This is a genomic window from Sinomonas gamaensis (genome assembly GCF_005876955.1).
GTDB classification, from domain to species: Bacteria; Actinomycetota; Actinomycetes; order Actinomycetales; family Micrococcaceae; genus Sinomonas; species Sinomonas gamaensis.
This window is the reverse complement of record NZ_SSCL01000002.1, coordinates 484,250-497,488: the sequence shown is the minus strand read 5'-3', so window position 1 is coordinate 497,488 and position 13,239 is coordinate 484,250. Positions and strand designations below refer to the sequence as shown.

The 13,239-nt window shown below is 69.0% G+C and carries 13 protein-coding genes and 1 rRNA gene; 11 read left to right on the top strand and 3 right to left on the bottom strand.

Features of this window, described 5'->3' with window-relative positions; all coding sequences use genetic code 11:
* A 5S ribosomal RNA gene (gene rrf, locus E5679_RS21680) occupies window positions 1–75 on the top strand; the annotation flags it as partial.
* Window positions 76–205: 130 nt separating this feature from the next.
* Here rrf and E5679_RS21025 read toward each other — a convergent pair.
* Complete coding sequence (locus tag E5679_RS21025) at window positions 206–1,603, bottom strand: hypothetical protein (protein ID WP_212746906.1); 1,398 nt, start codon at window positions 1,601–1,603, stop codon at window positions 206–208.
* Window positions 1,604–1,609: 6 nt separating this feature from the next.
* Between E5679_RS21025 and E5679_RS04780 the strand changes: the two genes are divergently transcribed.
* From E5679_RS04780 to E5679_RS04740, 10 genes are read left to right on the top strand one after another with little or no spacing between them, the layout of a single operon-like run.
* Entirely contained in the window at window positions 1,610–2,431 is an 822-nt protein-coding gene (locus E5679_RS04780; RefSeq protein WP_212746905.1) for a tetratricopeptide repeat protein, read from the top strand.
* Window positions 2,424–3,425 carry an HAD-IIA family hydrolase gene (locus E5679_RS04775; RefSeq protein WP_138413920.1) on the top strand — a complete coding sequence of 334 codons (1,002 nt, stop codon included), beginning with the start codon at window positions 2,424–2,426 and terminating at the stop codon, window positions 3,423–3,425. The genes E5679_RS04780 and E5679_RS04775 overlap by 8 nt, the downstream gene beginning before the upstream one ends.
* Before the next feature lie 36 nt (window positions 3,426–3,461).
* Window positions 3,462–3,605 carry a hypothetical protein gene (locus E5679_RS20770; protein WP_171042242.1) on the top strand — a complete coding sequence of 48 codons (144 nt, stop codon included), beginning with the start codon at window positions 3,462–3,464 and terminating at the stop codon, window positions 3,603–3,605.
* Between the two features lie 3 nt (window positions 3,606–3,608).
* Window positions 3,609–4,433, top strand: a complete 825-nt coding sequence (locus E5679_RS04770) for a TlyA family RNA methyltransferase (protein WP_138413919.1) — start codon at window positions 3,609–3,611, stop codon at window positions 4,431–4,433.
* Window positions 4,430–5,473 carry an NAD kinase gene (locus tag E5679_RS04765; protein WP_138413918.1) on the top strand — a complete coding sequence of 348 codons (1,044 nt, stop codon included), beginning with the start codon at window positions 4,430–4,432 and terminating at the stop codon, window positions 5,471–5,473. Before E5679_RS04770 ends, E5679_RS04765 begins: the two co-directional genes overlap by 4 nt.
* A complete protein-coding gene (recN, locus tag E5679_RS04760) occupies window positions 5,470–7,278 on the top strand; it encodes a DNA repair protein RecN (protein WP_138413917.1) in 1,809 nt (602 codons plus the stop codon). Before E5679_RS04765 ends, recN begins: the two co-directional genes overlap by 4 nt.
* Window positions 7,275–9,029: a CTP synthase gene (locus E5679_RS04755; RefSeq protein WP_138413916.1), complete on the top strand. Its 1,755-nt coding sequence runs from the start codon at window positions 7,275–7,277 to the stop codon at window positions 9,027–9,029. The genes recN and E5679_RS04755 overlap by 4 nt, the downstream gene beginning before the upstream one ends.
* 9 nt (window positions 9,030–9,038) lie before the next feature.
* Complete coding sequence (locus E5679_RS04750) at window positions 9,039–9,689, top strand: NUDIX domain-containing protein (protein WP_138413915.1); 651 nt, start codon at window positions 9,039–9,041, stop codon at window positions 9,687–9,689.
* Window positions 9,689–10,651, top strand: a complete 963-nt coding sequence (gene xerD, locus E5679_RS04745; protein WP_138413914.1) for a site-specific tyrosine recombinase XerD — start codon at window positions 9,689–9,691, stop codon at window positions 10,649–10,651. The genes E5679_RS04750 and xerD overlap by 1 nt, the downstream gene beginning before the upstream one ends.
* Entirely contained in the window at window positions 10,651–11,127 is a 477-nt protein-coding gene (locus E5679_RS04740; protein WP_138413913.1) for an 8-oxo-dGTP diphosphatase, read from the top strand. The genes xerD and E5679_RS04740 overlap by 1 nt, the downstream gene beginning before the upstream one ends.
* A gap of 4 nt (window positions 11,128–11,131) precedes the next feature.
* Here the strand turns inward: E5679_RS04740 and E5679_RS04735 are convergent, their stop codons facing one another.
* Together E5679_RS04735 and prpB are read right to left on the bottom strand one after the other, a co-directional pair.
* On the bottom strand, window positions 11,132–12,283 hold the full coding sequence (locus E5679_RS04735) for a bifunctional 2-methylcitrate synthase/citrate synthase (RefSeq protein WP_138413912.1): 1,152 nt from the start codon (window positions 12,281–12,283) through the stop codon (window positions 11,132–11,134).
* Between the two features lie 34 nt (window positions 12,284–12,317).
* A complete protein-coding gene (gene prpB, locus E5679_RS04730) occupies window positions 12,318–13,235 on the bottom strand; it encodes a methylisocitrate lyase (RefSeq protein ID WP_138413911.1) in 918 nt (305 codons plus the stop codon).
* Window positions 13,236–13,239: the final 4 nt, after the last annotated feature.

Here is a 13,239-nt window from a genome sequence, read left to right as displayed (position 1 = left end):
AACCCGGAAGCTAAGCCCCACAGCGCCGATGGTACTGCACCCGCCAGGGTGTGGGAGAGTAGGACACCGCCGGAACACACCACACGGGTGGGCCCCACAACGCAGTGGGGCCCACCCCCATTTAACAAGCCATACCTTATGCGAGCATCGAGGCCCGCACCGACGAACTAGACTTGATGTCGGATTTGCCCTCGTAGGGCGGACTTCAAGAACTTGTTAATCTGCGGTTTCGAGCCGCAACAGCTGCAGCCGCCAGATGCGTCTGCACAAGGAAAGGAACCACATGGCAGAGGACTTCAGGCGCGGCCAAGGCGGACGGGGGTTTGGTGGCCCGCGTCGTGGCGCCGGAGGCCGGGGCTCTGATCGGTCTGGTGGTGCCTTCCGCGGTGCGAACAATTCTGGCGGTGAACCTCGCGGCTTCCGCGACCGTCGACGTGACGAGGACAATCCTTCGTGGGGCGCACGTGGTGGTGAGCGTGACCGTTCCCGCGATGAGCGCGACCGCGGGGATCGTCGCGACGATCGTGGCGAGCGCCGGTCGTACCGTCCTGCCGGGCAGGGCGAACGCCGGCCGTTCGGTGACCGCGGCGATCGCCCTCGCTACGGCCAGGATGACCGCGGGGATCGTCGTCCCTACGGCGATCGCGGGGATCGCGACAATCGCCGTCCCTTCGGCGATCGCAGCGAGCGCCGCCCGTACGGCGATCGTCCTGATCGTGGTGAGCGTCGTCCCTTCGGTGATCGTGGTGAGCGTCCGAGGTTTGACCGTGAGGATCGTGGTGAGCGGCGTCCTTATGGTGATCGTCGCGATCGGGGTGAGCGGCGGCCGTATGGTGACCGCCCTGACCGTGGTGAGCGTCGTCCTTATGGTGACCGGGGTGAGCGTCGGCCGTATGGTGACCGCCCTGACCGTGGTGAGCGTCGTCCTTATGGTGACCGGGGTGAGCGTCGGCCGTATGGTGATCGTCCTGATCGTGGTGAGCGGCGGCCGTATGGTGACCGCCCTGACCGTGGTGAGCGGCGTTCCTTCGGTGATCGTGGTGAGCGGCGCCCGTATGGTGAGCGTCCCGATCGTGGTGAGCGGCGTCCGTTCGGTGATCGTGGTGAGCGTCCGAGGTTTGACCGTGAGGACCGTGGTGAGCGTCGGCCGTATGGCGATCGTCCCGATCGTGGTGAGCGGCGCCCGTATGGCGACCGCGAGGACCGTGGCGAGCGCAGGCCCTATGGTGACCGACCGAACCGTGGTGAGCGCACCTCGTACGGTGACCGTGGTGAGCGCCCGCGGTTTGACCGTGAGGACCGTGGTGAGCGTCGTCCGTACGGTGACCGTCCCGATCGTGGTGAGCGTCGTCCGTACGGTGACCGTCCCGACCGTGGCGAGCGATCCGAGCGGCCGCGTTTTGAGCGTCAAGGCGGCCACGAGCACCGCGAAGAGGGCTTCAGGCGCGAGCACAATGCAGGGGACCTGCGTGCTTCGAACCGACCGGATCGCGAGCGGTCGCCCGAGATCGACCCGGACGTCACGGGCAAGGAGCTCGACCGCGGCACGATGGCTCAGCTGCGGACGCTCGATGGCCGGAACGCGGAATGGGTTTCGAAGCATCTTGTCATGGCAGGGCGCCTGATTGACATCAACCCCGAGCTGGCGTTCGAGCATGCCCTGGCGGCAAGCCGTCGTGGCGGCCGGATCGGCGCTGTGCGCGAAGCCGTGGGAATGACGGCGTACGCCGCTGGTCACTATGACGACGCCCTGCGCGAATTCCGGACGTTCCGCCGGATTACGGGGTCGAGCATTCACCTTCCTCACATGGCCGATTGCGAGCGTGGGCTCGGGCGGCCGGAGAAGGCGCTCGAGCTGGCGCGCTCCGAGGAGCGCGACATGCTCGATACGGCCAGCAAAGTGGAACTGGCCATCGTCGCCTCAGGCGCGCGGGCAGACATGGGCGACTTCGCGGGCGCAGTGGAGGAGCTGGAGATTCCGCAGCTCGACCTCAATCGCGCCTTCTCGTTCAGCCCCCGGCTGTTCGAGGCTTATGCCGACGCGCTGAGCGCTGCGGGGCGCGCGGACGAGGCAGCCAAGTGGTATCGCCAGATCGGGGTGGCAGAGAGCGCCCTCGGCGTCGGAGAGTTCAGTGAGCCGGACATCCTCGACCTCGGCGAGGACGAAGAGGACGAGGCCGATCTCTATGTCGGCTCCGATGAAGACGACGAAACTCAGGCCGACGAGAGCCACGCGGAGGAAGAAAGCGACGCCCAAGCCGACGAGAGCGCGGACGAGACTGGCAGCCGAGCGGACGACGAGGGTCCGGCGGCCGAGGAGTCGGCTCTGGCCGAGGACGAGATCGGCGTGACCGAGCGCGACGAGTCGGAGCTGGTCGGCAGCGACAGTGAAGGCGAAGCTCCCGGCACTGCCGGCTCGGACGATGCCTGAGTCGCTGCAAGGAACCACCGTCTTCATCGACGCCTTCGACGCGGTTCTGTCCGATCTGGACGGTGTCGTATATGCGGGCCCCCACGCGATCCCCGGAGCACCGGAGGCGCTGCGGGGGCTCGCTGGCCGCGGCGTGCGCCTTGGTTACGTGACCAACAACGCCTCGCGCTCCACAGCTGAGGTCGCCGCCCACCTGCGCGAGCTCGGCGCGCCCGCCGAGACGGACGACGTCGTGAGCTCCGCACAGGCGGGCGCCGAGCTGCTTGCCCGCAAGGTGCCAGCGGGATCGAAGGTTCTGGTGACCGGAAGCCCCGCGCTGCGCCGCGAAGTCGAAGCTCGTGGGCTCGTTCCGGTCCACTCGGCGGAGGACGAGCCCGTTGCGGTCATCCAGGGCTTCAGCCCGGATCTGGGATGGCGTGACCTCGCGGAAGCGTCCTACGCAGTGGCCGGGGGCGCACTCTGGATCGCGACGAACACCGACCTTTCGATTCCGCAGGCCCGCGGGATCGCGCCGGGCAACGGGAGTCTCGTGAATGCAGTCCGTGCGGCCACGGCAAAGGAGCCGCTCGTCGCGGGCAAGCCCGAAGCGCCGCTGTTCCTTACCGCGGCAGAACGCCTCGGGGCCCGGCGGCCGCTGGTCGTCGGCGACCGGCTGGACACCGATATTCTCGGCGGCAACCGGGCTGGGTTCGAAACGGCGGCGGTTCTGACGGGGGTCGACACGAGACAGAGCATCCTCGCCGCGAGGACCGAGGAGCGACCCACCTACATCCTCGCGACGCTGGACGAGCTCTACGCCCCCTACGCGTTCCCCGAGGCGTTCGACGGCGGGTGGCGGGCTGGGCGTTCTCAGGCCAGGGTCGAGGGCAGGACCATTCGCGTCAGCGGCCAGCCTGAGGACCTCGACGCGTGGCGTGCAGCGTGCGCAGCGTGGTGGGAGGCCCAGCCGGACAGCGAAGAGCCGACCGCCCCCGAACTCGTCTGGGAGCGCTGACGCCCAGTCCACCGAGCCATCGATAAGCTGGGGGATATGAGCGAGGAAACGCCCGTGATGGACCGTGCTCTGGCGCTGCTGGAGCAGGCGAGCTCCCTCGGCGGCGTGGAGCGGGCCGAGGCCTTCGAACAGTTCCATGACGCTCTCGCCACTGCACTCGATGAGGAGCCGGGGGACTAGCGCGTGCCGCGACTGGACCTCGAACTCGTCAGCCGCGGACTGGCCCGCTCTCGTACCCATGCCGCCAAGCTCATCGCGGACGGGCACGTGTCCGTCGCCGGTCACACGGTGGCCAAGCCCTCCCTCGCAGTGTCCTCTGACGACTCGATCGACGTCGAGGCTTCCGAGCACGATCGCTACGCAAGCCGGGCCGGCCACAAGCTCGCCGGGGCCCTTGCGCGCTTTCCGGAGGTCCGGCCGCAAGGCCTCGTGTGCCTGGACGCCGGCGCGTCGACGGGAGGCTTCACGGATGTCCTCCTGGAAGCGGGGGCGGCGCGCGTCGTCGCAGTGGACGTCGGCCACGACCAGCTGGTCGAGCGGCTCAGGGCGGACCAACGGGTCGCCGTCCACGAAGGACTCAACGTCCGGGACCTCACGCCAGGCCTGATCGGAGGCACGGTGGGCCTCACCGTGGCCGACCTGTCGTTCATCTCGCTCACGCTTGTCATTGACGCTCTGGCCGGCAGCACTGAGCCCGGCGGCGACCTCCTCCTCATGGTCAAGCCACAGTTCGAGGTGGGCCGCGAGCGGCTGGCGAAGACCGGCGTCGTCAGCTCCGACGCCGAGCGTCGGCGCGCCGTCGAAGGCGTGGCGCGGGCCGCCGTCGAATCCGGCCTCGCCCTGCGCGGGCTCGCCGAGAGTCCGCTGCCCGGCCAAGACGGCAACGTGGAATACTTCCTGTGGCTGAGGCGTCCGGGAGGGGATGACCTCGATGACCCGGTGGGAGTCGAAGAACTCCTCAACACCGTGTGGCCTGATCCGACGGCCCGAGGAAGGGGAACGCCATGAACAGACGCGTGCTTGTCTTGGCGCACACTGGCCGAGAGGAGTCGATGATCGCGGCCCAGGAGGCCTGCGCCCAGCTCCACGGCTCAGGCCTTGTGCCGGTGATGGCGGACCAGCAGCAGAAGGACCTCGAGGCCCATTTCGGGGGCCTCGACCACCCCACCGAGATCCTCGGCCGCGACGTGGAGCTGGCGGATGTGGAGCTCGTCATGGTCCTCGGCGGAGATGGCACAATCCTGCGGGCCGCGGAGCTCGTCCGCGAGGTCGACGTGCCGCTCCTGGGGGTGAATCTGGGCCATGTCGGCTTCCTCGCTGAGAGCGAGCGGGCAGACCTCGCCCAGACCGTCGAGTGGATTGCGAGCCGGAGCTATTCCGTCGAGGAGCGCATGACCATCGACGTCACGGTGTGGATCCGCGGACGCAAGGTAGCTCATAGCTGGGCCCTCAACGAGGCGGCCATCGAGAAGGCCAGCCGCGAGCGCATGATCGAAGTGGTCACGGAGGTCGACGGCAAGCCGCTCACGTCCTTCGGATGCGACGGCGTGGTCCTCGCGACGCCCACGGGGAGCACCGCGTACTCGTTTTCCGCGGGTGGTCCCGTCGTATGGCCGGAGGTCGAGGCGCTGCTCATCGCCCCCATCAGCGCCCATGCGCTCTTCGCGCGGCCCCTTGTCGTCTCCCCGCATTCGAGGCTGGCGATCGAGATCCTCAACCGCACCGACGCCCAAGGGGTCCTGTGGTGTGATGGCAGGCGCAGCGTGGACCTGCCGCCGGGCGCGCGCGTCGAGGTGACGAGATCGCCACGTCCGGTGAGGCTCGCCCGCATCAGCGCAACGCCCTTCTCCGCCCGACTGGTCCGGAAGTTCGAGCTTCCCATTCACGGCTGGCGCGGGCCCGCACCTCTTGGCAGCAACGGAGGCGGCGCGGTGGCGGAGCTCCCCGCCCAGCCGTGGTCGGGCAGGAAGATCGGAAGCATCCACGCCAGTGCAGAGGCTACCGGCGCAGAGGCGAAGGCAGAGATCGGGAAGGACAGCGACCAGTGATCGAAGAACTTCGGATCCGCGACTTGGGCGTCATCGCCGACGCCGCCTTGCCCCTCGGACCGGGCTTGAGCGTGGTCACGGGTGAAACCGGAGCGGGCAAGACGATGGTGGTCACTGCGCTCGGCCTCCTCCTCGGCGGTCGTTCCGATGCTGGGGCCGTCCGGGTGGGCGCGAAGTCCGCCCTCGCCGAGGCGAGCGTGAGACTTGCGCCCGGGCACGCCGCCGTCGAGCGCGCGCTTGATGCGGGGGCCGAGGTTGACGAGCACGACGGCGTTGCGGACCTGCTGCTCGCCCGCACCGTGAGTGCGGATGGGCGGAGCCGGGCCCATCTGGGCGGCCGCGCGGCGCCGGTCGGTGCCCTCGCCGAGGTGGGACAGCAGCTCGTGGTGATCCACGGCCAATCGGAGCAGCTGCGGCTCAAGAGCTCGGCCGCCCAAAGGGAGGCGCTCGACCGTTTCGCGGGCGACGAGTTCGCGGCCAGATTGGGGGAGTACACCTCCCTGTACGCGGGCTGGACCGCGGCGCAGCGGGAGCTGGCCGAACTGACCTCGGCGTCGCGGGAGCGGATCCGAGAAGCGGAGGCGCTTGAGGCGGCGCTCGAGGAGATCGCCGCCGTCGACCCTCAGCCGGGCGAGGACGAGGAGCTCAGAACCGAGTCCCTCAGGCTTTCCAATCTGGAGGCGTTGAGGCTCGCTGCGCAGCAGGCGCACGAGGCGCTCGTCGCAGAGGACTTCGGTGACGCCGGCGATGCCACTACGCTCGTGGACGCCGCCAAGCGGGCGCTCGACCAGGTCTCCGAGCACGACCCTGCGCTGGCCGCGGCAGCCGAGCGGCTCACCGAGGTCGGCTACGTGCTCGCGGACATCGCGGGCGAGCTCGCGAGCTACGGTGCATCGCTCGACGCTGACGGACCTGGGCGGCTCGCGGAAGTCGAGGAGCGGCGCGCAGCACTCGGTGGCCTCATCCGCAAGTACGCCCCCAGCGTGGACGAGGTCATCGCCTGGGCCGAGGCCGGCCAGAAGCGACTCTACGAGCTGCAGGACGACGGCGGCCGCATCGAGGTCCTCGGCGAGCAGGTCGCGCGCGACGAGGAGAAGCTCCGGGCGCTGGCCACGGAGCTCACCGTACGCCGCAGGGACGCTGCCGCCGAGCTCGCGCTCCGGGTGAGCGACGAGCTCACCGCGCTCGCGATGCCGGATGCGACCCTTCAAGTGACGGTCGAGGAGACGGCCGAGCTCGGCCCCCTCGGAGCCGACGAGGTGGCGATCCTCCTCCGTCCCCATGCCGGGGCTCCGGCCCGGGCACTCGGCAAGGGCGCCTCAGGCGGAGAGCTCTCGCGGGTCATGCTCGCGATCGAGGTGGTGCTCGCCGCCGTGGACCCTGTGCCGACGTTTGTCTTCGACGAAGTGGACGCCGGGGTCGGCGGCCGTGCGGCGGTCGAGATCGGACGGCGGCTGGCCATGCTCGCACGGCACGTCCAAGTGCTCGTGGTGACGCACCTGCCGCAGGTCGCAGCGTTCGCTGACCGCCATATCAGGGTCACCAAGACCTCTGTCGCATCGGGCGCACGCGGGGACGACGGGAGCGAGGGTGTCGCAGGGTTCACCTCGAGCGATGTGGCGCTCCTCGCAGAGGACGAGCGCGTAATCGAACTGGCCCGCATGCTGGCCGGGCAGGAGGACTCGGCTTCCGCGAGGGCCCACGCCCAAGAGCTCCTCGACGACGCGCGATCGGAGCGCGAGAAGGTTCCGGCAAAAGCAGCTGCGGCGCGCGGGGCAACCCGTTCCCGGTCGCCGAAGAGATGATAAGCTCGAATTCCGTGGTGCATCGCTCTCATTCCCGATTCTCAGACGCCGACAAGACGACCAAGCAGATCTTCGTGACCGGAGGCGTGGCCTCTTCGCTCGGAAAGGGTCTGACGGCGTCGAGCCTCGGGCACCTCCTGCGAGGACGCGGTCTCTCCGTCACGATGCAGAAGCTCGACCCGTACCTCAACGTGGACCCGGGCACAATGAACCCCTTCCAGCACGGCGAGGTCTTCGTGACCGACGACGGTGCTGAGACCGACCTCGACATCGGGCATTACGAGCGGTTCCTCGACGAGTCCCTCGACGGCTCGGCGAACGTGACCACCGGTCAGGTCTACTCGACGGTCATCGCCAAGGAGCGCCGCGGCGAGTACCTCGGCGACACCGTCCAGGTCATCCCGCACATCACCGACGAGATCAAGCGGCGCATGCGGCTTCCCTCCGAAGGCCCCGACGCGCCGGACGTCATCATCACCGAGATCGGCGGAACGGTCGGGGACATCGAGTCGCAGCCGTTCCTCGAGGCGGCGCGTCAGGTCCGTCAGGACATCGGCCGCGGCAACGTCTTCTTCCTGCACGTCTCCCTCGTGCCGTACATCGGCCCGTCCCAGGAGCTCAAGACCAAGCCGACGCAGCACTCGGTCGCGGCCCTGCGCTCGATCGGCATCCAGCCCGAGGCGATCGTGGTGCGCTCTGATCGCCAGATCCCGGAAGCGATGCGGGACAAGATCGGCCGCATGTGCGACGTGGACACGGACGCGGTGGTGAACTGCCCCGACGCCCCGAGCATCTACGACATCCCGAAGGTCATCCACGCGCAGGGCCTCGATTCGTACATCGTCCGCGCGCTCGACCTGCCGTTCAAGGACGTCGACTGGACCAAGTGGGACCGTCTCCTCAAAGCGGTCCACGAGCCGGCGCACGAGGTGAACATCGCACTCGTCGGCAAGTACATCGACCTGCCGGACGCCTATCTCTCGGTCACCGAGGCCCTCCGCGCGGGCGGCTTCGCGAACGATACGAAGGTCAACATCCGCTGGGTGGCCTCGGACGAGTGCCAGACGCCGGAAGGCGCTGAGAAGGCCCTTGCAGGCGTTGACGCCATCGTTGTGCCGGGCGGGTTCGGCATCCGCGGGCTCGAGGGCAAGCTCGGGGCGCTTACGTTCTCGCGCGAGCGAGGGCTCCCCACGCTGGGCCTGTGCCTCGGCCTCCAGTGCATGGTGATCGAGTACGCGCGCAACGTCGTAGGGCTCGAGGGAGCGTCGTCGACCGAGTTCGAGCCGGATTCGAAGTACCCGGTCATCGCGACCATGGCCGAGCAGCTCGACATTGTCGAGGGCAAGGGCGACATGGGAGGGACGATGCGCCTGGGCCTGTACGACGCCGTCCTTCAGGACAACTCGGTTGTCGCCGAAACGTACGGGGCCACGAAGGTCTCCGAGCGCCACCGCCACCGCTACGAGGTCAACAACGCGTACCGGGATCAGCTCGGCGAGGCCGGCTTCGTCTTCTCGGGAACGTCTCCGGACGGCAAGCTCGTCGAGTTCGTCGAGCTCCCGCGCGAGACGCATCCGTACTACGTGGCCACGCAGGCTCACCCGGAGCTCAGCTCTCGGCCGACCCGCCCGCACCCGCTCTTCGTGGGGCTCGTGAAGGCCGCGCTCGATCGCCGGTCCCAGAGCTCTTCGGGCAAGTACGAGCCCAAACGCGCCGCGAAGGCTGCGTCTGCGGCCCAGAAGTCCGAGTAGGAAGCCGCGATGACGACGCACGCGCCGCGGCCGCACCTCGAGGATGCGCTGAGCCCGCGGCGCGTGCTCTCCTCGGAGGCTGTCTACAAGGGCAAGATCTGGGACGTCCGCTCGGACACCTTCGAGCTCTCGCCCGGGTCGGAGCCCCTCCGCCGGGAGTTCATCGAGCATCCGGGCGCCGTTGCGATCCTTCCGATGGACGAGGACGGCAGAGTGCTGCTGCTGAGGCAGTACCGGCACCCCGTGGGCATGCTCCTGTGGGAGGTGCCAGCGGGCATTCTCGATGTCGACGGCGAATCGAACCTGGATGCCGCGGCGCGGGAGCTCGCCGAGGAGGCAGATCTCGCGGCTGGCGAGTGGAACGTCCTCGTCGACTTCTTCAACTCCCCGGGATCCTCGAGCGAGGCCATCCGCATCTACCTTGCGCGGCGGCTTTCGGTGATCCCACACCACGAGCGGCACGAGCGGACGGCCGAGGAGTCGGAGATCGAGTTCGCCTGGGTGAGCCTCGACGAGGCGGCCGAAGCGGTTCTGGACGGCCGCCTGCACAACCCGAGCGCCGTCGTCGCCATCCTCGCGGCGCGGGAGGCGAGTCGCCGGGACTTCCAGGGCCTCCGGCCCGGAGACGAGCCCTGGCCCGCGCATCCGGCGCAGCGCTGATGGCAGACGGGCGCCTCGAACCGGCGCGGGCGCTCGCGTCCGGGGTCGACGACTACCTCCGGCACCTTGCCGTCGAGCGCGGCCTCGCCGCGAACACCCTTGCCGCCTACCGCCGGGATCTCCGGCGCTATCTCGAGTACCTCGCGTCGTGCGGCCTCGAGTCGCCGGGTGACGTCGCCCGGCAGCACGTCTCCCGGTTCGCGGAGGCGCTTCGGGACGGAGCCGACGGCGGCACCCCCTTGGGCGTGCGCTCGGCGGCGCGCACCGTGGTCGCGGTCCGCGGCCTGCACCGCTTCTGGGCCCTCGAAGGGACGACGGCGGGAGATCCCGCCGCCGATGTCCACCCGCCCCTGCCGGGGCAGCGCCTGCCCAAGGCGATCCCGGTCGACGACGTGGCCCGCATCCTCGACGCCGCCTCGGTGGACACCCCGACCGGACTCCGCGATCGAGCCCTCCTCGAATTCCTCTACTCGACGGGCGCGCGCATCAGCGAGGCCGTGGGGCTGGATGTCGACGACATCCGCCTCGGCGGCGCGGACGACGACGGACCTGCCGTCGTGCGCCTCTTCGGCAAGGGCTCGAAGGCCCGGCTCGTCCCCCTAGGTTCGTATGGGGCACGCGCCGTCGACGACTACCTCGTCCGGGGACGGCCGGCTCTGGCCGGTAAGGGCGCCGGAACGCCCGCGCTCTTCCTCAACGCCCGAGGCGGCAGGCTCAGCCGCCAGAGCGCGTGGACCATCCTGAAGGATGCAGCCGAGCGCGCGAAGATCGACCGCGACGTCTCCCCGCACACGCTCCGCCACTCGTTCGCGACCCACCTCCTCGAGGGCGGCGCCGACGTCCGAGTGGTCCAAGAACTCCTCGGCCACGCGTCCGTGACCACCACGCAGGTCTACACGCTGGTCACGGCCGAGACGCTCCGCGAGGTGTACGCCGCGGCGCACCCCAGGGCCCGCGGGTAATGGGCGCGCCCATCGCGCTGTGCTTCCTCCTCCGCGACTCCCCTGAAGGATCCCAGGTTCTGCTCGGCCGCAAGAAGCGCGGCTTCGGGCGCGGCAAGATCGTCGGCCTCGGCGGCCACATCGAACCGGGGGAGTCACCGGCGGAGGCCGCTGTGCGAGAGCTGTTCGAGGAGGCGGGCGTGGTGCTCGAGGTCTCCGCCGTCTGCCCGGCCGGCACGATCGACTTCAGGTTTCCAGCGCGTCCCGAATGGGATATGGAATGCGTCATGTTCACGTGCCGGTCGTGGTCGGGGGAGGTCATCGAGACGGAGGAGATCGCCCCCGCGTGGTACCCCGTCGAGTCGCTCCCGATCACGGACATGTGGCAGGACGCGGACCACTGGCTGCCCGTGGTCCTCTCGGGCGTGGCGTCGGACTTCCTCGTGGTCATGGCCGAGGACAACGAGACCGTGGCCCAGTTCGCTGTCCTCGGCTAGTTGACTAGTCGATGTGCCGCTCGTCGGGGCCGTTGTAGGCGCTGAGCGGCCGGATGAGGGAGTTGCTCTCGAGCTGCTCCATGATGTGGGCGGTCCACCCGACGATCCTGCTGGCGACGAACAGCGGTGTGAAGGTGGGGATGTCGAAGCCCATCAGGTGGTACGCGGGCCCCGTGGGGTAGTCGAGGTTGGGCTTGATGCCCTTGGCCTCGTCCATGGACTGCTCGAGCCCGTCGTAGAGGCCGAGGATCTCGGGGCGCCCGTAGTAGGTGATGAGGTCGTCGAGGGCGGCCTTCATGGTGGGGACGCGGGAGTCGCCGTGCTTGTAGACGCGGTGCCCGAAGCCCATGACCTTCTTCTTGGCCGCGAGGGCGTTGTCCATCCAGGCCTTGGCGCGGGCCTTGGCGTCCTCGTGGGATTCGTTCGGGTCGATCCCGATCTCCTCGAAGGTCTCCATGACCGCTTCGTTGGCCCCGCCGTGGAGAGGGCCCTTGAGGGCGCCGATCGCGGCGGTCACGGCGGAGTGGAGGTCGGAGAGCGTGGAGGTGACGACGCGGGCGGTGAAGGTGGAGGCGTTGAAGGAGTGCTCTGCGTAGAGGATCATCGAAACCTCGAACGCCCGGATGACCTCGGGGGCGGCCTCTTCGCCGAAGGTCATCCACAGGAAGTTCGCCGAGTAGCCGAGGTCCTCCCGCGGCTCGATGGGCTCCTGGCCGCGCCGACGGCGTTGGTCGTAGGCGACGACGGCGGGCATGGCCGCGAACAGGTCGACGGCCTTGGCGAGGTTTGCGTCCCGGGAGGAGTCCGAGGCGCGGGGGTCTCGGGCGCCGATGACCGACGCGGCGGTGCGGCAGACGTCCATCGGGTGGGACGTCGTCGGCAGCTCGTCGATGACCCGCTTCACGACGGGGTCGAGCGCGCGGCCGGCGCGCTCCTGCCGTTCGAACGCGGCGAGCTGGTCACGGGAGGGGAGTTCGCCGTTCCAGATGAGCCAGGCGACCTCCTCCATCGAGCAACGGGCCGCGAGCTCTTGCACGGGGTAGCCCCGGTAGAGCAGCGAGTTGGTGTCGGGGTTGACCTTCGAGATGGCGGTGTAGTCCACCACCACGCCCGCAAGGCCCTTCTTGATCTCGTCGGTGTTCGATTGCTGCGTCATAGCAGGACTCCTTCGGTGGTGGCTGCCTCAGGGCTCAGTATCGGCCCGGAACCTGAAAGTTGAACACACTGGTATCGAATCGGTTGTACGCCTCGTAATCGACCAGTTCGTAGAGGCGAGTGCGCGTCAGCATGTTCTCGACTTGGGCCTCCTGAGTGCCGTGCGCCGCAATTGCTTCCAGCGTACGTTCTGCCGCGCCCATGGCAATCCTCAAAAGGGTCACCGGGTAGATGACGATGTTGATGCCGACGCTTTGGAGCTCGTCGGTGGTGAAGAGGCGGCTCTTGCCGAAATCGGTCATGTTGGCCAGAACGGGGACGTCGACAGCGTCGCGGATGGCCTTGAACTCCTCGAGGGTGCCCATGGCCTCGGGGAAGATCGCGTCCGCCCCGGCCTCCACGAGGGCCCTGGCTCGCTCGGCCGCTGCCTTGAGCCCCGCGGCGCCGGGTTCGGTGGCGCGGATGTCGGTGCGGGCCATGATGAGGAAGTTCTCATCGCGGCGGGCGTCGGCGGCCGCGCGGATGCGCTTCAGGGCGGTGTCGAGGTCGACGACGGCCTTCCCATCGAGGTGCCCGCAGCGCTTGGGGTTGACCTGGTCCTCGATGTGGCAGCCGGTCAGGCCGGCGTTCTCGAGCTCCTGGACGGTGCGGGCGACGTTCATCGGCTCACCGAAGCCGGTGTCGGCGTCCACGATCGCGGGCAGGTCGGTCATGCGGGCGATCTGCCCGGCCCTGGTGGCGACCTCGGTCAGGGTCGTCAGCCCGATGTCCGGCAGGCCGAGGTCGTTGGCCAGGACAGCGCCGGAGATATACACCCCGGGGAAGCCCTTCTCCTCGATCAGGCGCGCGGAGAGCGGGCTGAACGCGCCGGGGAACTGCTGGATGCGCCCGGAGGCGAGGGCGTCGCGAAGGCGGATCCGCTTCTGTTCGGGGGTGGTCTTGGAGTACAGCATGGTT